This window comes from Streptomyces sp. NPDC043853, assembly GCF_056436025.1.
Map to the genome: position 1 here is coordinate 104,151 of NZ_JBWKDJ010000002.1, position 19,210 is coordinate 123,360.

Below are 19,210 nucleotides of genomic sequence, written 5' to 3' on the forward strand. Positions count from 1 at the left end.
AAATGGGCGGAGCAGCTTGCGGCCGGGGCCGGTCGGCCCACGGCGGCAAGCGGAGGGCACCGCGGACGGTACGGACGCCGGCGTGCTCGCCGGTGCCCACCGTGCCGTGGCTGCGCTACGGCGCGCCTCCGGCGCGCCATCGCATGCCGTTGACCTGTCCCGGCTCGGAGCCGATCACGTACCGCACCCGGCGGCCGAGCACCCGCCGGGCCGGTGCCCGGCAGCCGCGGGGCTTGCGGCCCCGGGCCAGGCAGGCGTGCGGATCACGGGCCTGCACCGCCGTCCCGGGCACGCCGACGCGCGGCCCGGGGCCGATGTGGCCCTCGGGACGGCGGCGGGTGCGCGGGCGGGTGGCGGTCATGGGCGGTGGTTCAGCTCCGGCCGTGGCGCAGAGCGGGGTGGGCGCCGGCGGCGACGAGGTCGGCGACGGCCGCCTTCGGGTCGCGACCGGTGACCAGGGACTCTCCGACGAGGACGGCGTCGGCGCCCTCGTTGGCGTACGCGATCAGGTCGTGCGGCCCGCGAATGCCGGACTCGGCGACCTTGACGATGTGCGCCGGGATCTCCGGAACGACCCGCTCGAAGGTGGAACGGTCCACCTTCAGGTCCTTCAGGTTGCGCGCGTTGACACCGATGATCCGGGCGCCGGCGGCGACGGCCCGCTCGACCTCTTCCTCGTCGTGGACCTCGACCAGCGGGGTCAGGCCGATGGACTCGGCACGCTCGATGAGGGAGACCAGGGCCTCCTGCTCCAGGGCCGCGACGATCAGCAGGGCGAGGTCGGCACCGTAGGCGCGGGCCTCCCACAGCTGGTACGCCGTGACGATGAAGTCCTTGCGGAGGATCGGGATGTCCACGCGGGCGCGGACGGCCTCCAGGTCGGCCAGCGAGCCGCCGAATCGGCGCTGCTCGGTGAGGACCGAGATGACCGCGGCACCGCCCGCCTCGTAGTCGGCGGCGAGCCCCGCCGGGTCGGCGATCGCGGCCAGCGCGCCCTTGGAGGGGCTGGAGCGCTTGACCTCGCAGATCACCTTGACGCCGTCGCCGCGCAGGGCCGCGACGCCGTCCTTCGCGCGGGGCGCCTTGGCGGCACGCTCCTTGAGCTCGTCGAGGCTGACGCGAGCCTGCCGTTCGGCAAGGTCTTCGCGGACCCCTTCGATGATCTCGTCGAGCACACTCACGCGAGCGGCCCCCTTCCGGGTCGGATGGCTGGTTCAGGGTCGGTTCGACTGCCTCATGGTCAGCAATCAAATGGTATCCGGCCGAGCGGTCCCGCCCGGCATGCGGTTGACGCCATCCCACCACCCGGACATTCGGAATCCAAGGCGCACCTGACGGATCACGGTGCCAACCATGTGCCGATGGGCAGATTCCGGACAACGGCGAAGGCCAGGCCAAGGATACCGAGGGCCCACCAGCCTTGCGATTTCATGGCGATACGGGGGGCAGGGCCGCCCGCATAGGCGCGTTTCAGCCACACGGCCAGATAGGCCGCGAAAGCGAGGTAGGCGAGGACCGCGAGGGCGTTCGCGCCTGCCGCGGTGATCAGGTCGGCGTGCGCGAAGGCATGGGCGCTGCGGAGGCCGCCGCAGCCGGGGCAGAGTATTCCGGTCAGCCGGAAGAGGGGGCAGACCGGGTAATGGCCGGGCTCGTTCGGATCGACGGCGCCGACGTACGCGAACGCGGCGACCGCCGCCGCGGCGGTGGCGACCGGTGCCGCGAGGCGCCGCAGTCGCGTGCTCTGCCGCCTGGGCGTGGGCGCGGGCGGATGAAGGGCGTCCATGGCCCGATTGTCCCCTGCGGGGCCGTCCTCGGCCGCCGTGTGGGCAGGCGTGCCCCGCCGCCGTGTGGGCAGGCGTGCCGCAGGGCGGCACGGGTGGGCACACGGCACCGGAGCCGCCGCGCACACGCCCGCAGCCCCGCTCGGCCGCGCCCGGCAAAGCGGAGGTACGGCCGCTGAGCGGGGTGTCCCGGTGTGCCCACCCGTCCCGCCCTGCGTGACGCCTGCCCACACCGGGGCGGGACGCCCGCATGGCGGGGGGTACGGCAAAGGGCGCAGCCCGGACGGGTGCGCCCCTGCAGCGGCCGCGAAACGCTCAGGCGGTCTTGGCGGCGATGACCTCGGCCAGGTCCTTGTGCTCCGGCTTCTTCGCGCCCATGCCGGCCGCACGCATCGCCATGCCGACGACGCCACCGATCGCGACGATCACCATGCCGGCCCAGAAACCGAGCGGGTTGGCCAGCACCATGAAGGCGCCGGAAACGCAGAAACCGATGAAGGCGATGGTGACACCGGTCCAGGCGGCCGGGGTGTGTCCGTGGCTGCTGCCCGCCATGAGTTGCTCCTCGTTGCTCTGTCCGAACGCGCTGTGTAGCACGCTCGCGCATCATTCTTCCGCACCGCACGTGACCCGGCCTCAGCGGGTCCGGGTTCGGCGGGTCCGGGTTGACGGACCGCACGGGCCCCGGGTTGACGGGCTGCCCGGCGCCGCCGGTTCAGCCGGTCGGGTCCTCGCCGCGGTCCAGGGCCTTCCAGAGTTCCTCGGGCCGGTCCGGGTCCGCCGCGGCCGACCCGCCGCGCGACCGGGGCCGGGCGGTGCCCTCCCGCTCGTACCTGCCGCCCATCGCGGGCCAGGTCCGCCCGTAGCGCAGGGCCAGCAGTCCGGCGAGGAGGATCAGCAGTCCGCCCGCGGCGGTGACGTACGGCCAGGCGGTGTGGGTGAGCCCGGCCACCCTCGCGGCGGTGTCCGCGGTGGTACGGGCGGCCTCGTCGTCCAGCGCGGCCCGGTCCGAGGCGCCGGCCAGCGCCGCCGCGGCGGCGCCCAGGCCGCTCAGCGCCAGCACCGCGGCCACCGTCAGGCGGCCCTTGCTCCGGACGGCGAACACGGCCACCAGGGCCGCCAGGCCGACGATGGCCAGGGCGGCCGGCACACCGGTGACCTCACGGCCCTCGGCGCTCAGCGCCATCGAGGAGTCCGCGATCGCGGCGGTGCCGCGGGCCCAGACCCGGCCGGAGGCCAGCAGCACGACGGTGGCGCCCAGGGCACCGAGCAGCAGCGCGATCGCCACGCTGCGGCGGCCGGAGCCACGGCCGGAGGCAGCGGCGGAGCCGCCGGCCGTGGCGGCCTCGGCGGAGGCACCGGCCGCGTCGGAGGCATCGGAACGGGGTGGGGGTACGGCACTCACGTACCCCACTATCCCCTACGCCCGTCTCAGCCGTGGAGGCGGTTGGCCGCTCCCACGGCCCGCAGCACCGCGGCCGCCTTGTTGCGGCACTCGTTGTCCTCCGCCTCGGGCACCGAGTCGGCGACCACACCCGCCCCGGCCTGCACGTACGCGGTGCCGTCGCGCAGCACGGCGGTGCGGATGGCGATGGCGGTGTCGGAGTCCCCGGCGAAGTCGAGGTAGCCGACGCAGCCGCCGTACAGCCCGCGGCGGGTGGGCTCCAGTTCCTCGATGATCTGCATGGCGCGCGGCTTGGGCGCCCCGGACAGGGTGCCGGCGGGGAAACAGGCGGTCAGCACGTCGAAGGCGGTCTTGCCCTCGGCGACCCGGCCGGTCACGGTCGAGACGATGTGCATGACGTGGGAGTACCGCTCGATCGACATGAAGTCGACGACCTCGACGGAGCCCGGCTCGCAGACCCGGCCCAGGTCGTTGCGGGCCAGGTCGACGAGCATGAGGTGCTCGGCCCGCTCCTTCGGGTCCGCGAGCAGCTCCTCGGCGAGGTCGTGGTCGGCCTGCGGGGTGGCCCCCCGGTGGCGGGTGCCGGCGATCGGGTGGACCATGGCCCGCCGGTCCTCGACCTTGACGAGGGCCTCCGGGCTGGAGCCGACCACGTCGAAGCCGTCGAACCGGAAGAGGTACATGTACGGCGAGGGGTTGGTGGCCCGCAGCACCCGGTACACGTCGAGGGCACTGGCCGCACAGGGCGTCTCGAACCGCTGCGAGGGCACCACCTGGAAGGCCTCGCCGGCCCGGATCCGCTCCTTGATGTCCTCGACGGCGGCCTGGTACTTCTCGCCGCCCCACAGGCCGGAGAACTCGGGCAGCTCGGACGGCGGCAGCGGGGCCGGCGCGTACGGCGCGGGCCGGGCGAGGTCCGCCTCCATGGCGTCCAGACGGGCCACGGCGTCCGCGTAGGCCTCGTCGACCCCGGAGTCGAGGTCGTTGTGGTTGATGGCGTTGGCGATGAGCAGGACCGTGCCGTCCCAGTGGTCGAGGACCGCCAGGTCGGAGGTGAGCAGCATGGTCAGCTCGGGCAGCCGGAGGTCGTCGGTCCCGTGCTCGCCGATGCGCTCCAGGCGGCGGACGATGTCGTAGCCGAGGTAGCCGACCATGCCGCCGGTGAACGGGGGCATCGTCTCGCCCAGCCGTGACGTCAGGTCGCGCGGGGTGTGCAGGGTGTCGACGGTGCGGCGCAGCGCCTCCAGCGGGTCGCCGTCCACGGGCACGCCCACGGGCGGGGTGCCGATCCAGTGCGCCTGGCCGTCCCGGACGGTCAGGGTGGCGTCGGAGCGGACTCCGACGAAGGAGTAGCGGGACCAAGAGCGTCCGTTCTCGGCGGACTCCAGGAGGAAGGTGCCCGGGCGTTCGGCGGCCAGCTTCCGGTAGAGGCCGACGGGGGTGTCTCCGTCGGCCAGCAGGCGGCGGCTGACGGGGATGACACGGCGGTCGTCCGCGAGCTTGCGGAACGTCTCAAGATCCATGTTCTGGGACCTTACCTGTGCGAGAGCGGCAGGACGTCGGCGTCGAAGCAGGTGCGGGCCCCGGTGTGGCAGGCGGCGCCGACCTGGTCGACCTTGACGAGGACGGTGTCGGCGTCGCAGTCGAGTGCCACCGACTTCACGTGCTGGAAGTGGCCGGAGGTGTCCCCCTTGACCCAGTACTCCTGGCGGCTGCGGGACCAGTAGGTGCAGCGCCCGGTGGTCAGGGTGCGGTGCAGGGCCTCGTCGTCCATCCAGCCGAGCATGAGCACCTCGCCGGTGTCGTACTGCTGGGCGATGGCGGGCACCAGGCCGTCCGGGGACCGCTTGAGGCGGGCGGCGATGGCCGGGTCGAGGTCGCTGGGTCGGGGGGTGGTACTCATGCGTGCCATTGTGCCGCGCGCGGCGGCGGGGCCGGACGGGCCGTCCGCCTGATGAGCGGGCATCTGTCAGGTCCGCGCCGTAGTCTTGCCGCATGTCGACGCATGCGAAGCGGGAACGTCTGCTGCTGGCGGACCTGTTGGAGGCGGCCGGGCCGGAGGCCCCCACGCTGTGCGAGGGCTGGGCCTGCCGCGATCTGGCCGCGCACGTGGTCGTACGGGAGCGCCGGCCGGACGCCGCGGGGGGCCTGCTGCTGGGTGTGCTGAAGGACCGGCTGGACCGGGCGATGGCCGAGTACGCGGCCAAACCGTACGAGGAACTGATCCAGCTGATCCGCACCGGCCCGCCGAGGCTGTCGCCGTACGCGCTGAAGCCGATCGACGAGGCGGCGAACGCGGTGGAGTTCTACGTCCACGCGGAGGACGTCCGCCGGGCGCAGCCGGACTGGTCGCCGCGGGAGCTGGACCCGGTGTTCTCGGACGCGCTGTGGAGCCGGCTGGAGAAGCTGGCGCGGCTGACCGGGCGCCGTTCCCCGGTCGGGCTGGTGCTGCGCCGCCCGGACGGCCGTACGGCGGTCGCCCGCAAGGGAACGCCCGTGGTCACGGTCACCGGGGAGCCGGGCGAGCTGACCCTGTTCTGCTTCGGCCGGCAGGCGGCGGCACAGATCGACCTGGAGGGCGAGAAGCCGGCCATCGCTTCGCTGACGACGGCGAAGCTCGGGCTCTGACGGGGCTCCGTCGCCGCGCTGTGCAGGGCTGGGCGGGCGGGCTCCCCGCCGGGCGGGTTCCGCTGCGTGGGCCTTGCCTCGGCGCTGCCCCGCGCGGGGCGGGGCTCCGCTGCGCGGGGCATTTCCCCACCCCACCCCGCCCTCCCCCAGACTCCGTCCGGGGCTCCGCCCCGGAACCGGCTGGGCCGCGCCCCGGAGTCCGGCGCCGCCGGCGTCGCCAGGGGCGCGGGGACTGCGCGAACGGCCACGACGGCGCCGCAGGCCCGGTATGACGGGGCCGCCCCGGACCGGGGAGGGTGTCCCGCCCGACGGGACAGGGGCTGCGGCGCCGCGCAGCGGGTCAGCGGACCGGGTGGCCCGCCCCGCGGAGCGCGTCCTTGACCTCGCCGATGCGCAGGTCACCGAAGTGGAACACGGAGGCGGCCAGCACGGCGTCCGCGCCCGCCTCGATGGCCGGCGGGAAGTCGGCCAGCCTGCCCGCTCCGCCGGAGGCGATCACCGGCACGGTGACGTGCTTGCGCACGGCCGCGATCATCTCGATGTCGTAGCCGTCCTTGGTGCCGTCGGCGTCCATCGAGTTGAGCAGGATCTCGCCCGCGCCGAGCTCGGCCGCCCGGTGCGCCCACTCGACCGCGTCGATGCCGGTGCCCTTGCGGCCGCCGTGCGTGGTGACCTCGAAGGAGCCGGACGGGGTGCGTCGGGCGTCGACGGACAGGACGAGCACCTGGCGGCCGAAGCGCTCGGCGATCTCCTGGATCAGCTCGGGCCGGGCGATGGCCGCGGTGTTGACGCCGACCTTGTCCGCGCCGGCCCGCAGCAGCTTGTCCACGTCGTCGGCGGTGCGGACGCCGCCGCCCACCGTGAGCGGGATGAAGACCTGCTCGGCGGTGCGGCGCACCACGTCGTAGGTGGTCTCCCGGTTGCCCGAGGAGGCCGTGATGTCGAGGAAGGTCAGCTCGTCGGCGCCTTCGGCGTCGTAGAGCTTGGCCATCTCGACGGGGTCGCCCGCGTCGCGCAGGTTCTGGAAGTTGACCCCCTTCACCACCCGGCCGTTGTCCACGTCCAGGCAGGGGATCACTCGTACCGCGAGGGTCATGCCGCACCTCCCCGGTACGCCTCGACCTCGACCTCGACGACCAGGTTGGGGTCGACCAGGCCGGCGACGATGACCATCGTGCTGGCCGGGCGGGCCTTGTCGAAGAGGGCCTTGTGGGCGCGGCCCACCTCGTCGACGTCCCGGGCGTGGGTGAGGTACATGCGGGTGCGGACCACGTCCTGCGCGCCGAGCCCCGCCTGTTCCAGGGCCCCCAGGGCCACGTTGAAGGAGTTGACCGTCTGCTCGTACGGGTTGCCGTAGACGACGGACCCGTCGACCACGGAGGTGCAGCCGGAGACCAGCACCATGCCGTTGGGCAGTTCGACGGCGCGGGAGTACGCGATCACGTCCTCCCAGGGGCCGCCGGAGGAGATGCGCTTGATCTCGCCGGTGCGCTCGCTCATGCCGAGACCACCTCCAGTGCCTCCTGCAGGGTGAAGGCCTTGGCGTACAGGGCCTTGCCGACGATGGCGCCCTCGACGCCGAGGGAGACCAGGCCGGACAGGGCGCGCAGGTCGTCCAGCGAGGAGACGCCGCCGGAGGCGACGACCGGCTTGTCGGTCGCGGCGCAGACGTTCTTCAGCAGCTCCAGGTTGGGGCCGGTCAGGGTGCCGTCCTTGCCGATGTCGGTGACGACGTACCGGGCGCAGCCCTCGGAGTCGAGGCGGGCCAGGGTCTCGTAGAGGTCGCCGCCCTCGCTGGTCCAGCCGCGGCCCTTGAGGGTGGTGCCGACCACGTCGAGGCCGACGGCGATCTTCTCGCCGTGCTCTGCGATGACCTTGGCGACCCATTCGGGGGTCTCCAGGGCCGCGGTGCCGAGGTTGACCCGGGTGCAGCCGGTGGCCAGGGCCTTGGCGAGGGTGGCGTCGTCGCGGATGCCGCCGGAGAGTTCGACCTTGATGTCCATGGCGCCGGTGATCTCGGCGACCAGGTCACGGTTGTCGCCGGTGCCGAAGGCGGCGTCCAGGTCGACCAGGTGGAGCCATTCGGCGCCGGCGGCCTGCCAGGCGAGGGCCGCCTGGAGCGGGGACCCGTAGGAGGTCTCGGAGCCGGACTCGCCGTGGACGAGGCGGACCGCCTGGCCGTCGCGGACGTCCACGGCCGGGAGCAGTTCGAGCGTTTTCGGCATCAGAGGGTCTCGATCCAGTTGGTGAGGAGCCGGGCTCCGGCGTCGCCGGACTTCTCGGGGTGGAACTGGGTGGCCCACAGGGCCCCGTTCTCCACCGCCGCGACGAAGGGCTCGCCGTGGGTGGCCCAGGTGACCTTGGGTGCGCGGATGTTCGGGTTGCCGACCTCCAGGGTCCATTCGCGGACCGCGTAGGAGTGCACGAAGTAGAACCGGGCGTCGGCGTCCAGGCCGGCGAACGCCTGGCTGTCGGCTGGGGCGTCGACGGTGTTCCAGCCCATGTGCGGGACGACGGGGGCCTTCAGCGGTTCGACGGTGCCGGGCCACTGGTCGAGCCCTTCGGTCTCGACCCCGTGTTCGATGCCGCGCTCGAAGAGGATCTGCATGCCGACGCAGATGCCCATGACGGGGCGTCCGCCGGAGAGCCGGCGGCCGACGATCCAGTCGCCGCGGGCGTCCTTGAGTCCCTGCATGCAGGCGGCGAAGGCGCCGACGCCGGGGACGAGGAGTCCGTCGGCGTCCATGGCCTTGTCGTAGTCGCGGGTGATCTCGACGTCCGCGCCGACGCGGGCGAGCGCCCGCTCGGCGGAGCGGACGTTGCCGAAGCCGTAGTCGAAGACGACGACGTTCTTCTTGCTCATGCCCAGATTCCTTGGATCCGCAGGACTCCGGCGACCAGGCACATCACGGAGCCGATGGCGAGCAGGAAAATCACCGATTTCGGCATTTTCTGCTTCTGGAACGAGTAGACGCCGCCGGCCAGGAAGAGGCCGACGACGATCAGGATGGTGGACAGGCCGGTCACGACTACAGGGCACCCTTCGTGGAGGGGAGGATGCCGGCGGCACGCGGGTCGTGCTCGGAGGCGTAGCGCAGCGCGCGGGCCAGGGCCTTGAACTGGCACTCGACGATGTGGTGGGCGTTGCGGCCGTACGGGACGTGCACGTGCAGCGCGATCTGGGCCTGGGCCACGAAGGACTCCAGGATGTGGCGCGTCATGGTGGTGTCGTACTCGCCGATCATCGGCGCCATGTTCTCGGGCTCGGTGTGCACGAGGTAGGGGCGGCCGGAGAGGTCGACGGTGACCTGGGCGAGGGACTCGTCCAGCGGCACGGTGCAGTTGCCGAAGCGGTAGATGCCCACCTTGTCGCCGAGCGCCTGCTTGAAGGCGGCGCCGAGCGCGAGGGCGGTGTCCTCGATGGTGTGGTGGGAGTCGATGTGCAGGTCGCCGTCGGTCTTGACGGTGAGGTCGAACAGACCGTGGCGGCCGAGCTGGTCGAGCATGTGGTCGTAGAAGCCCACGCCGGTGGACACGTCGACCTTGCCGGTGCCGTCGAGGTCTATCTCGACCAGGACCGAGGTCTCCTTGGTGGTGCGTTCGACCCGTCCGATGCGGCTCATGCCTGCTGCTCCTTCTTCAGTGCGCGAACCGCTTCCAGGAACGCGTCGTTCTCTGCCGGGGTGCCGGCGGTGACCCGCAGCCATCCCGGTACGCCGTTGTCCCGGACCAGGACGCCCCGGTCGAGGATCTGCTGCCAGGCGGTGTGGGAATCGGCGAACTTGCCGAACTGGACGAAGTTCGCGTCCGAGTCGGTGACCTCGTAGCCGATCGCGCGCAGTTCGGCGACCAGGCGGTCCCGCTCGGCCTTGAGCTGCTCGACGTAGCCGAGCAGGGTGTCGGTGTGCTCCAGGGCGGCCAGGGCCGTGGCCTGGGTGACGGCGGAGAGGTGGTACGGCAGGCGTACCAGCTGGACGGCGTCGACCACGGCGGGGTGGGCCGCGAGGTAGCCCAGGCGCAGTCCGGCCGCTCCGAAGGCCTTGGACATGGTCCGGGAGACCACCAGGTTCGGGCGGCCCTCGATCAGCGGCAGCAGGGAATCCCGGTGGGAGAACTCCACGTAGGCCTCGTCGACGATCACCAGGGAGGGCTTCGCGGCCTGCGCCGCCTCGTACACGGCCAGCACGGTCTCCGCCTCGACGGCGGTCCCGGTGGGGTTGTTGGGCGAGGCGATGAAGACGACGTCCGGGGCGTGCTCGGCGATGGCCGCGAGGGCGGCACCGAGGTCGATGGTGAAGTCCTCGTTGCGGGGGCCGGAGATCCAGCCGGTGCCGGTGCCGCGGGCGATGAGCGCGTGCATCGAGTACGAGGGCTCGAAGCCGATGGCGGTGCGGCCGGGGCCGCCGAAGGTCTGCAGCAGCTGCTGGAGCACCTCGTTGGAGCCGTTGGCCGCCCAGACGTTCTCCTTGCCGACCGGGTGCTTGCCGGTGCGGGTCAGGTACGCGGCGAGCTCGGTGCGGAGTTCGACGGCGTCCCGGTCGGGGTAGCGGTTGAGGCCGCGGGCGGCCTCGGCGACCCGCTCGGCGATCCGCCGTACGAGCTCCTCGGGGAGCGGGTACGGGTTCTCGTTGGTGTTCAGCTGGACGGGGACGTCGAGCTGGGGGGCGCCGTACGGGCTCTTGCCGCGGAGCTCGTCCCGGATGGGGAGGTCGTCGATGCCGATGGTGCGGGCGTTGCCGGTGTTGCCCGTGTTGCTGGCATTGCTGGCGTTGCTGGTGTTGCTCACTGGCCGGGAACCTTCCATCCGAACCTCGCCTTGAGGGCCGCCCCGTGCGCGGGCAGGTCCTCGGCCTCGGCGAGCGTCACCACGTGGTGGGTGACCTCGGCCAGGGCGTCGCGCGTGTAGTCGACGATGTGGATGCCGCGCAGGAAGGACTGCACGGACAGGCCCGAGGAGTGGCAGGCGCAGCCGCCGGTGGGCAGCACGTGGTTGGAGCCGGCGCAGTAGTCGCCGAGGGAGACCGGGGCCCAGGGGCCGACGAAGACCGCGCCGGCGTTGCGGACCCTGGCGGCCCACTCCGCGGCGTCGGCGGTCTGGATCTCCAGGTGCTCGGCGCCGTACGCGTCGACGACCTTCAGGCCGTCCTCCAGGTCCCGCACCAGCACGATCGCGGACTGCTTGCCCTCCAGGGCCGGCTTGATCCGGTCCTCGACGTGCTTGGCGGCGGCGACCTGGGTCTCCAGCTCGCGCTCGACGGCCTCGGCCAGCCATTCGGAGTCGGTGACCAGGACCGCTGCGGCCAGCGGGTCGTGCTCGGCCTGGCTGATCAGGTCGGCGGCGACGTGCACCGGGTCGGCGGTGGAGTCCGCGAGGACCGCGATCTCGGTCGGGCCGGCCTCGGTGTCGATGCCGATCTTCCCGGTGAAGTAGCGCTTGGCGGCGGCCACCCAGATGTTGCCGGGGCCGGTCACCATGTTCGCCGGGGCGCACCCGTCCGGTCCCGAGGTGCCGTACGCGAACATCGCTACGGCCTGGGCACCGCCGGCCGCGTACACCTCGTCCACGCCGAGCAGTGCGCACGCGGCCAGGATGGTCGGGTGCGGCAGCCCGCCGGCTGGGTCTCCTTCGAATCGCGGGGCCTGCGGCGGGGAGGCCAGGGCGACGGACTCGACGCCCGCCTCCTGGGCCGGGACCACGTTCATCACGACGGAGGACGGGTAGACGGAACGCCCGCCCGGCGCGTAGAGGCCGACGCGCTCGACCGGGACCCACTTCTCGGTCACCGAGCCGCCGCGCACCACCTGGGTGGTGTGCTCGGTGCGGCGCTGGGCGGAGTGCACGATCCGGGCGCGCCGGATCGACTCCTCCAGGGCGGCGCGGACGTCCGGGTCGAGGTCGGCGAGGGCCTTCTCCAGGGCCTCGGCGGGCACCCGGATGCGCTCCAGGGTGACCCCGTCGAACTTCTGCGCGTACTCGATCAGCGCCGCCGTGCCACGATGATGGACGTCCTCGCAGATCGGCCGGACCTTGTCCAGGGCGGCCGCGACGTCGAACTCGGCACGGGGAAGCAGATCGCGCAGGGCGGCACCCTCGGGGAGGGCGTCACCGCGCAGGTCGATTCGAGAGATCACGTCCCAATTCTCTCAGACCCGCTCCCACCGCCGTCCGCCCGTATCACTGGCTGATACACGTCCCGGATGTCACACCCGGCCGATAGCGTTCCCGTACGGCCGGTTGCGGGCGAGCGGAGGGGGACCGCGTGACAGAGGTACGCGCCGAAACGGAACCGAACGACCTGACCACCGCCGAACGGCGGATGTGGCAGGCGTTCCGCACCGGCAGCGTCTGCGACCTGAGCACCCGCGCCGCCGGCCAGGACGACCCGTTCGGGGACCGCGGGTGGGGCCCGGAGCGCAGTGTCCGCGCCCAGGTGGTCGCCCTGCTGCTGCTCCACGGCCCGGCGCCGGTGCCGGGCCGGGTGGCCTCGCTGAAACTGCGCGGCGTACGGATCACCGGGCGGCTGGACCTGTCCGGCGGCACCGTGGAGCCGTACGTGGAGCTGCAGGCGTGCCGCTTCGACAGCGAGGTGCAGCTCTCGGAGGCCCGGTTCGGCACGCTGCGGATGGTGCGGTGTGCGATACCCAGGCTGGAGGCGGCCCGGCTGCACACCGAGGGTGACCTGCACCTGCCGCGCTGCCGGGTGGCCCGGGGCATCCGGCTGACCGACGCGCAGATCGGCACGGACCTGCTGATCAGCCAGGCGGTGGTGCAGCGGGACACCCGGGGCCGGGCGATCGCCGCCGACGGGATGTCGGTGGCACAGGACCTCCAGGCGGAACTGCTGGAGGCGTACGGGGAGGTCAGCCTGCGCGGCGCCAAGATCGGCGTGTCGATGAGCATACGCGGGGCGAAACTGGTCAATCCCGCGGGGCGGCGGGCGCTGAACGCCCCGCAGCTGACCGTGGAGCGGACCCTCTACCTGACCTCGATCTCCCTGGACTACGGGGTGGACGGCGGCTCCACTCCCCCGTACGGCCTGGGCCAGACCCCGGCTCCGCCCACGCGCGGCGGGCGGGCGCAGCACTTCGAGTGCCGGGGCGGGCTGCGGCTGGACGACGGCCGCTTCGGGGACGCGGTGGACTTCTACGGCGCCCGGTTCGTCCTGGCGGAGGAGCAGGAGGTGTCCCTGCGCCGGATCCAGACGCCCGAGTTCCGCTTCGTCGGGGAGCACCCGGAGCGCGGGCGGGTGGTGATCTCCGGAGCGCGGGTGGACAAGCTGGTGGACCGGTCCGCCAGCTGGCCGGGCCCGGGGCGCCTCTCGATGGAGGGCTTCGCCTACGGGAACCTGGCCCCGCGCGGGCACTTCCCGCTCGCCCGGCGGCTGGAATGGGTGGCGGCGGCCACGGTGGAGTACTCCCCGGAGCCCTACGAGCGGCTGGCGGCCGTCCTGCGGGCGAGCGGGGAGGACGCGGACGCCCGGGAGGTGCTGCTGGCCAAGCAGCGGAGGCGGCGGGTGACCCTGCCGCCCGCCGCCAGGGCGTGGGGGTACCTGCAGGACTGGACGGTGGCGTACGGGTACCGGCCGGGGCGTGCGGCGGTGTGGATGCTGGTGCTGTGGGCAGCCGGTGCCCTGCTGTTCTCCCGGCACGAGCCGCCGCCGGTGAAGGCGGGCGAGTCCCCGCACTGGAACGGGGTCCTCTACGCCCTGGACCTGCTGCTGCCGGTGGTGGATCTGGGCCAGCAGGGCCACTGGAAGGTGGAGGGCGGCTGGCAGTGGGGGGCGGCGGCGCTGGTGATGCTGGGCTGGATCCTGGCCACGACCGTGGCGGCGGGGGCCTCCCGGCTGCTGCGTCGCGGGTGACGGGCCCGGCCCCCGGGCCATTACCCTGTGGCTCGTGACCACCGTTCGCCTGCCGCTGTTCCCGCTGAACACGGTCCTTTTCCCGGGGCTCGTGCTGCCGCTCAACGTCTTCGAGGAGCGGTATCGCGCCATGATGCGCGAACTGCTGAAGACGGGTGACGAGGAACCGCGCCGCTTCGCCGTCGTCGCCATCCGCGACGGACGGGAGGTGGCCGCGACCGCGCCGGGCATGCCGGACGAGACCGCCCTGCCGGAGCGCGGCCCGGCGGCCGGCTTCGGGCCGGACCCGATCCAGGCCTTCCACCGGGTGGGCTGCATCGCGGACGCGGCGACGATCCGCGAGCGGGAGGACGGCAGCTTCGAGGTGCTGGCGACCGGCACGATCCGGGTCCGGCTGCTGTCCGTCGACGCCACCGGCCCGTTCCTGGTGGCGGAGCTGGAAGAGCTGCCGGAGGACCAGGGCGAGGGCGCGGGGGCGCTCGCGGAGGGCGTGCTGCGGGCGTTCCGGAACTACCAGAAGCGGCTGGCGGGTGCGAGGGAGCGGTCGCTGACCCACGCGGGCGCGGAACTGCCGGACGAGCCCTCGGTGGTCTCGTACCTGGTCGCGGCCGCGGCGGTGCTGGACGTGCCGGCCAAGCAGCGGCTGCTGCAGGCGCCGGACACGGCGACACGGCTGTCGGAGGAGCTCAAGCTGCTGCGGGCGGAGTCCGCGGTGATCCGGCACCTGCCGTCGCTGCCGGCGGTCGACCTGACATTCGCTCCGACGAGCCCGAACTGAGATCGGCACTCACGTGGGGAAGAAGAGCAAGGCCGGTACGGGTACCGGCACCCCGGCCCTGACGGTGGTCGCGGGGGCCGGGGTCCCGCACACGGTGCACAGCTACGACCACGACCCGGCGCACCCCTCGTACGGCGAGGAGGCCGCGGAGGCGCTGGGGGTGTCGGCCGACCGGGTGTTCAAGACCCTGGTCGCGGAGGTGGACGGGGCGCTGACGGTGGCCGTGGTGCCGGTGTCGGCCTCGCTGGACCTGAAGGCCCTCGCCGCGGCGGTGGGCGGCAAGCGGGCCGCGATGGCCGATCCGGTGCTGGCGGAACGCACGACCGGCTATGTCCGCGGCGGCATCTCCCCGCTCGGGCAGCGCCGCCGCCTCAGTACGGTCCTGGACGCGTCGGCTTCGGCCCACGCGACGATCTGCGTCTCGGCGGGGCGCCGGGGGCTGGAAGTGGAGCTGGCCCCCGCGGACCTGGCGGCCCTGACCTCGGCGGTCGTCGCCCCGGTGGCCCGCGGGTAGGCGCTGCGCGGAGCCATCGCCCCACCCCGCCCCTTCCCGAAACCGGGACTCCGCCCCGGATCCCTCCTTCACCTGCGGGCCGGTGCGGGCCGGTCACGCGCAGTTCCCCGGGCCCCCGACGGGGCGCACCCCCGGTGTGGGCAGGCGTCCCGCAAGGCGGGACGGGTGGGCACACCGGGACACCCCGCTCAGCGGCCGGACCCCTGCTCAGGTGTACCCATGCCCACCCGAGGCTTCCGCTCAGCGCACCCGGCTAGGGCGTGGGGCCCTGCGGGGGCATCGGGGGCTGTGCCCCAGGGATCCAGGGCTCCGGGGCGGGGTCCCGGGGGCCCCAGAGGGCCGTGAGGGCGAGGTGGACGCCCACCGCCGCCGCCGCCCAGGCCAAGAGCATGCCGTGCGCCAGCAACTGCAGCGGCGCGTCGAACGGCACGCCCTTCCCCGCCGCCCTCGCCGCGGCGACCAGGTCCCGGGACGGGCCCAGCCACAGCCCCAGCCGCCACCCGACGAGCGCCGCGAACACCGAGCCGACGGCCAGCCCGATCACCAGCGGGATCCCGCCCCTGCGCCGCCACAGGAAGACCGCGACCGCGCTCAGCGCGCCCAGTCCGAGGGACAGCAGGAAGAAGGTGCCGTCCGCGCCGATCCGGGCCTCGCTCTCGGTGTCCCGCAGGAACACCGCCTCGCCGTTGGACACGTACTGCACCCGGGGTGCCAGCCACACCCACAGCAGGCCGAGCAGCACCCCGGCCGCGCCCACGAGCAGGGTCACGGCCGCGGCGTCCCGGATGTCGGCGGCGGTGACGCCGTCGTTCGGGCGGGCCGGGTCGGGGCCGGGCTCCGGATCGGGCGCGTACGGGTCGGCGGGGGGAGGCGGGGTCACGGCTTCGGTCACCCCCACATCGTGCCAGGTGGAAAACTCCGGGGCCTCAGCAGACCACCGCGGGCCCGTACGCCGCGGGGGCGACGGCGGCCGACACCACGCGGGACACCCCCACGGCGCAAGGGCGGCCGCGGCAGCGGCGACGCCTCAGCGGACCGCCGCCCGCCGGTACGCCCGGGTGGCGACGGCCAGCGACAGCACCCCGACCGCCCCGCACACGGCCAGGTCGGCCGCGACGGCGGCCCAGTCCGGGTGCGGTGCGAAGGTGTGCGCGAAGGCCTCGACCCCGTAGGTGGACGGCAGCAGGTCCCGCGCCCACACGATCACCCCCGGCATCCGCTCCGGCGGCAGCACCCCCAGCAGGAGGGCCGCCGACATGCCCAGCTGGCCGGCCAGCGTCGCCAGCTCCTGGCGGGGAGCCAGCAGGCCCAGGGCCGCGCCGAGCCCGGCCAGGGCCGCTCCCGCCAGCGGGACGACCGCGGCGAGGATCCACAGCCCGCCCATCGGCAGTCCGAAGAGCAGACAGCCGAAGACCGCCGTGACCAGGGTGCCCGGCAGGGTGAACGAGGCGTACGCGGCGGCGGCGCCCAGCACCACCGAGGCGGGCGGCACCGGCAGGGTGGCGTAGTGGTCGAGGCCGCCGCTCGCCCTCAGCTGGCCGAAGTACTGGGCCAGCAGGTTGAGCGCGACGAAGGCGACCACCAGGACGGAGGAGCCGGCGACCACGGCGCGGGCCTCGGAGCCCCCGTCCACCACCCCGCGCATCAGGATCATGATCCCGACGGACTGGAAGGTGGCCACGAACAGCAGCGGGATCCGGGCCACCCGGGCCCGGCTGAGCTGCGCCCGGTAGACCGCCGCCAGGGCCGGGAAGAGCCGTGCCCTGGGCCCGAGGACCGCGGCGGCGTGGGGTGCGGCGACGTCGGGTGCGGCGTCGGATGTCACGATTTGACCAGTCCCTTGGTGCGGCCGCCGAGGGCCAGGTACACGTCCTCCAGGCTGGGTGTGGCCAGCGTGAAGTCGTCCAGCGAGGCGAAGGCCGACCCGCCGGTCACCGCGGCGACCGCGGCCCGCGCCCGGTCCGGCGGGAGGCGGAGCACCCACTTGCGGCCGGCCTCGGCCGCCGACTCGGCGAGCTCGGCGACCTCCGGCACCTCCATCGGGGCACGCTCGCGCCACACGAGCTCCAGCCGGACCTCGTCGGAGACCATGGCCTTGAGCCCGGCCGGGGTGTCGCAGGCGATGACCCGGCCCTGGTCGATCACGGCCACCCGGTCCAGCACCGTCTCGGCCTCGATGACGTTGTGGGTGACCAGCAGGACCGTGGTGCCGTGTTCGGCGCGCCGCCGGTCCACCGCCGCCCAGACGGCCCGTCGGGCCACCGGGTCCATGCCCGTGGTGGGCTCGTCCAGGACGAGCAGCGGGCGCTCCCCCACCAGGGAGGCGGCGAAGCAGGCCAGCCGCCGCTGCCCGCCGGACAGCTTCTTCAGGGGGCGTCCGGCGATGCCGGTCAGGTCCAGTTCGGCCAGGACGGCGTCCCGCTCCGCCCGGGCCCCGGCGGCGCCGAGCCCGCGCAGCCGCGCGGTGGTCTCCACGGCCAGCGCGACCGTCAGCTCGTCCAGCGCCGTGGACTCCTGCCCGAGGTAGGCCAGGAGACGGGAGGCCCGCTCGGGGTGGCCCACGATCTGGTGGCCCAGCAGCTCCACCGTTCCGGAGTCGGGCCGGAGCAGGCCCGTGAGCTGGCGGACGAGGGTGGACTTGCCCGCGCCGTTGGGTCCCAGCAGGCCGAAGATCTCGCCGCGGCGCACGTCCAGGGAGATTCCGTCGGTGGCCCGTACGGCGGGCAGTGCGGGAGCCCCGCGCCTGCCCCGCACCGCCGGATAGGTCTTGACGAGGTCGCGCACCACGCAGACCGGGTCCGCGGCGGCGGCGCCCGCCGTGCCGTGTTCCGCCTGTGCAGTGCCCGTACTCACGAGGGAGCAGCCTACGGGGTTACGGCGCCTCCCCGGCCCCCGGGGTCACCGGCGCGGCGACCGGGGCGGCGATCGGGGCGGCGGCGGCCCGTACGTCGATCTCCCGCCAGAAGCCGGCCCGGATGGCGTACCGGTCGTGCTCGTCGATCTGGTCGTCCTTGTGGGCGAGCAGGCCGAACCGGGCGGCGTAGCGCAACAGCTCCCCGTCGATGCGGTGCGGGATCCGCGGGTACATGATGGAGAGTTTCTGCAGGTGGACGGCCTCCGGGAGGCGTTCCATCCAGCGGCGGGCGAAGACCTGCCCGACCTCGAAGGGGTCGCCGCCGACGGTGGTGATGTCCTCCTCGCGGTCGGCCCAGCGCTGCTCGGCGCTGGTGAGCTGGGCGAGGGTGGGCAGGGAGGCGGTCTCGGCCGGCTCGCCGAGGGGTCCGCCGCGGTCGATCCAGCCCTTGTCGGAGGACCAGCGCAGGGCGCTGCCGGCGGGCGGCAGCGGGCTGGGAACGGTGGCGGTGCCGCCGGTCGTGGCGGGCGGGCGGAGACCGGCGAGGTCCTTTGGCGTGGGGACGGTCCGGCCGGCCCCGGCGGGGGCGGAGGGGGCGACGACGGTCCCGGCGGGGCCCCCGGGTGCCGCGGGGCCGGCCAGGCCGGGCACGGCCGGCACCGCGCCGTTGCGGGCGGCCTCGGCGAGCGCGGCCTCGGGCAGGGGCGCGGAGAGGATGGCGGCGATCTCGGGGCGCGGGGCGGGCGGCGGCGGACAGAGCCCGGTGAGGTCCTTGGCGCGGACCGCCCGGGTGATCCATGACCGGTCCAGTACCCGGCGTTCGTCGGCCTCGGCGACCAGGTCCTCGGACTGGTTGTAGTCGCCGTCGGCGGCTTGTACGGCCCACAGGTGGACGGCGACGCCGTGCTCCTTGGCGGACATCAGGCCGGGCAGCAGGTCCCCGTCGCCGGTGACGAGGACCACGTCGGAGCAGGCGCGGTTTCTGGCCAGTTCGGTGAGCTCGGCGTGCATGGCCGCGTCCACGCCCTTCTGGGCCCAGCGGCCGTCGCTGCGGGTCAGGGCGCCCAGCCGGACGGTGACCCGGGGCATCACGCGGAGCCTGCGGTGCTCCGGCTGGGGGACCCGGTCGGGGGCGCCGTCGAACCAGTAGATGCGGAGCAGGGGCTGGGCGGTGTCGGCCTCCGCGCCTTCCCGGAGCCCCTGGATGAGGGCGGCGTGGTCGACGGTGATGCGGGAGCGGGACGGCTCCCCTGCGAGAAGGCTCGCGGCGGCGCCCAGCAGATAGCCGGCGTCCACCAGGACGACGCAGCGGTCCACGCTTTCCACCCTCTTCCGGGAGAGCTCGGCTTTTCACCGAGTCTGCCCGAAGGCAAGGGTGTTGACGGCCG

The 19,210-nt window shown here is 73.8% G+C and carries 23 protein-coding genes; 4 read left to right on the plus strand and 19 right to left on the minus strand.

Translation table 11 applies throughout. The features are described from left to right. Nucleotides 1–115: 115 nt before the first annotated feature. The 7 genes from trpM to hisI form a co-directional block, all read right to left on the minus strand. The gene (gene trpM / locus AC067U_RS05720; protein ID WP_478828379.1) at nt 116–361 is read right to left on the minus strand and encodes a tryptophan biosynthesis modulator TrpM; all 246 of its coding nucleotides are present in this window, start codon (nt 359–361) and stop codon (nt 116–118) included. Between the two features lie 10 nt (nt 362–371). Further along, the gene (gene trpC / locus AC067U_RS05725) at nt 372–1,181 is read right to left on the minus strand and encodes an indole-3-glycerol phosphate synthase TrpC (protein WP_478828380.1); all 810 of its coding nucleotides are present in this window, start codon (nt 1,179–1,181) and stop codon (nt 372–374) included. A gap of 158 nt (nt 1,182–1,339) precedes the next feature. Further along, nucleotides 1,340–1,783, minus strand: coding sequence for a DUF2752 domain-containing protein (locus tag AC067U_RS05730; RefSeq protein WP_478828381.1), 444 nt, complete (start codon nt 1,781–1,783; stop codon nt 1,340–1,342). 313 nt (nt 1,784–2,096) lie between these two features. Next, on the minus strand, nt 2,097–2,336 hold the full coding sequence (locus tag AC067U_RS05735) for an HGxxPAAW family protein (protein WP_478828382.1): 240 nt from the start codon (nt 2,334–2,336) through the stop codon (nt 2,097–2,099). Nucleotides 2,337–2,496: 160 nt separating this feature from the next. Beyond that, nucleotides 2,497–3,186 carry a TIGR02234 family membrane protein gene (locus tag AC067U_RS05740; protein ID WP_478828383.1) on the minus strand — a complete coding sequence of 230 codons (690 nt, stop codon included), beginning with the start codon at nt 3,184–3,186 and terminating at the stop codon, nt 2,497–2,499. Nucleotides 3,187–3,212: 26 nt separating this feature from the next. Continuing rightward, entirely contained in the window at nt 3,213–4,709 is a 1,497-nt protein-coding gene (locus tag AC067U_RS05745) for an anthranilate synthase component I (protein ID WP_478828384.1), read from the minus strand. A gap of 11 nt (nt 4,710–4,720) precedes the next feature. Beyond that, nucleotides 4,721–5,089, minus strand: coding sequence for a phosphoribosyl-AMP cyclohydrolase (gene hisI, locus AC067U_RS05750; RefSeq protein WP_478828385.1), 369 nt, complete (start codon nt 5,087–5,089; stop codon nt 4,721–4,723). A 92-nt stretch (nt 5,090–5,181) separates the two neighbouring features. On the opposite strand from hisI, the gene AC067U_RS05755 reads away from it, so the two are divergent. Then, entirely contained in the window at nt 5,182–5,814 is a 633-nt protein-coding gene (locus tag AC067U_RS05755; protein WP_478828386.1) for a TIGR03085 family metal-binding protein, read from the plus strand. Nucleotides 5,815–6,154: 340 nt separating this feature from the next. Here AC067U_RS05755 and hisF read toward each other — a convergent pair whose 3' ends face one another. The 8 genes from hisF to hisD are packed head-to-tail and all read right to left on the minus strand — an operon-like array spanning nt 6,155 to nt 11,946. Next, nucleotides 6,155–6,910, minus strand: coding sequence for an imidazole glycerol phosphate synthase subunit HisF (hisF, locus tag AC067U_RS05760; protein ID WP_478828387.1), 756 nt, complete (start codon nt 6,908–6,910; stop codon nt 6,155–6,157). Further along, a complete protein-coding gene (locus AC067U_RS05765) occupies nt 6,907–7,314 on the minus strand; it encodes a RidA family protein (RefSeq protein ID WP_478828388.1) in 408 nt (135 codons plus the stop codon). The genes hisF and AC067U_RS05765 overlap by 4 nt, the downstream gene beginning before the upstream one ends. Beyond that, nucleotides 7,311–8,039, minus strand: coding sequence for a bifunctional 1-(5-phosphoribosyl)-5-((5-phosphoribosylamino)methylideneamino)imidazole-4-carboxamide isomerase/phosphoribosylanthranilate isomerase PriA (gene priA / locus AC067U_RS05770; RefSeq protein WP_478828389.1), 729 nt, complete (start codon nt 8,037–8,039; stop codon nt 7,311–7,313). The genes AC067U_RS05765 and priA overlap by 4 nt, the downstream gene beginning before the upstream one ends. After that, nucleotides 8,039–8,677 (minus strand): imidazole glycerol phosphate synthase subunit HisH, encoded by a 639-nt coding sequence (gene hisH, locus AC067U_RS05775; RefSeq protein WP_478828390.1) that lies wholly within the window; start codon nt 8,675–8,677, stop codon nt 8,039–8,041. Before hisH ends, priA begins: the two co-directional genes overlap by 1 nt. Continuing rightward, the gene (locus tag AC067U_RS05780; protein ID WP_478828391.1) at nt 8,674–8,841 is read right to left on the minus strand and encodes a hypothetical protein; all 168 of its coding nucleotides are present in this window, start codon (nt 8,839–8,841) and stop codon (nt 8,674–8,676) included. The genes hisH and AC067U_RS05780 overlap by 4 nt, the downstream gene beginning before the upstream one ends. A 2-nt stretch (nt 8,842–8,843) precedes the next feature. Further along, a complete protein-coding gene (hisB, locus tag AC067U_RS05785; RefSeq protein ID WP_478828392.1) occupies nt 8,844–9,437 on the minus strand; it encodes an imidazoleglycerol-phosphate dehydratase HisB in 594 nt (197 codons plus the stop codon). Continuing rightward, complete coding sequence (locus AC067U_RS05790; protein WP_478828913.1) at nt 9,434–10,537, minus strand: histidinol-phosphate transaminase; 1,104 nt, start codon at nt 10,535–10,537, stop codon at nt 9,434–9,436. The genes hisB and AC067U_RS05790 overlap by 4 nt, the downstream gene beginning before the upstream one ends. Nucleotides 10,538–10,596: 59 nt before the next feature. Further along, a complete protein-coding gene (gene hisD, locus AC067U_RS05795; RefSeq protein WP_478828393.1) occupies nt 10,597–11,946 on the minus strand; it encodes a histidinol dehydrogenase in 1,350 nt (449 codons plus the stop codon). A 128-nt stretch (nt 11,947–12,074) separates the two neighbouring features. Here hisD and AC067U_RS05800 point away from each other — a divergent pair, with 128 nt between their 5' ends. From AC067U_RS05800 to ybaK, 3 genes are read left to right on the plus strand one after another with little or no spacing between them, the layout of a single operon-like run. Next, on the plus strand, nt 12,075–13,676 hold the full coding sequence (locus tag AC067U_RS05800) for an oxidoreductase (RefSeq protein WP_478828394.1): 1,602 nt from the start codon (nt 12,075–12,077) through the stop codon (nt 13,674–13,676). 34 nt (nt 13,677–13,710) lie between these two features. Further along, a complete protein-coding gene (locus AC067U_RS05805) occupies nt 13,711–14,454 on the plus strand; it encodes an LON peptidase substrate-binding domain-containing protein (protein ID WP_478828395.1) in 744 nt (247 codons plus the stop codon). A gap of 13 nt (nt 14,455–14,467) precedes the next feature. Next, nucleotides 14,468–14,968, plus strand: coding sequence for a Cys-tRNA(Pro) deacylase (gene ybaK / locus AC067U_RS05810; protein ID WP_478828396.1), 501 nt, complete (start codon nt 14,468–14,470; stop codon nt 14,966–14,968). Between the two features lie 253 nt (nt 14,969–15,221). On the opposite strand, the gene AC067U_RS05815 is transcribed toward ybaK, so the two are convergent. From AC067U_RS05815 to AC067U_RS05830, 4 genes are all read right to left on the minus strand, one after another. After that, complete coding sequence (locus AC067U_RS05815) at nt 15,222–15,860, minus strand: hypothetical protein (RefSeq protein ID WP_478828397.1); 639 nt, start codon at nt 15,858–15,860, stop codon at nt 15,222–15,224. 135 nt (nt 15,861–15,995) lie between these two features. Further along, the gene (locus AC067U_RS05820) at nt 15,996–16,793 is read right to left on the minus strand and encodes an ABC transporter permease (protein ID WP_478828398.1); all 798 of its coding nucleotides are present in this window, start codon (nt 16,791–16,793) and stop codon (nt 15,996–15,998) included. After that, on the minus strand, nt 16,790–17,821 hold the full coding sequence (locus tag AC067U_RS05825) for an ABC transporter ATP-binding protein (RefSeq protein WP_478828399.1): 1,032 nt from the start codon (nt 17,819–17,821) through the stop codon (nt 16,790–16,792). The genes AC067U_RS05820 and AC067U_RS05825 overlap by 4 nt, the downstream gene beginning before the upstream one ends. Nucleotides 17,822–17,840: 19 nt before the next feature. Continuing rightward, nucleotides 17,841–19,148, minus strand: coding sequence for an NYN domain-containing protein (locus AC067U_RS05830; protein WP_478828400.1), 1,308 nt, complete (start codon nt 19,146–19,148; stop codon nt 17,841–17,843). Nucleotides 19,149–19,210: the final 62 nt, after the last annotated feature.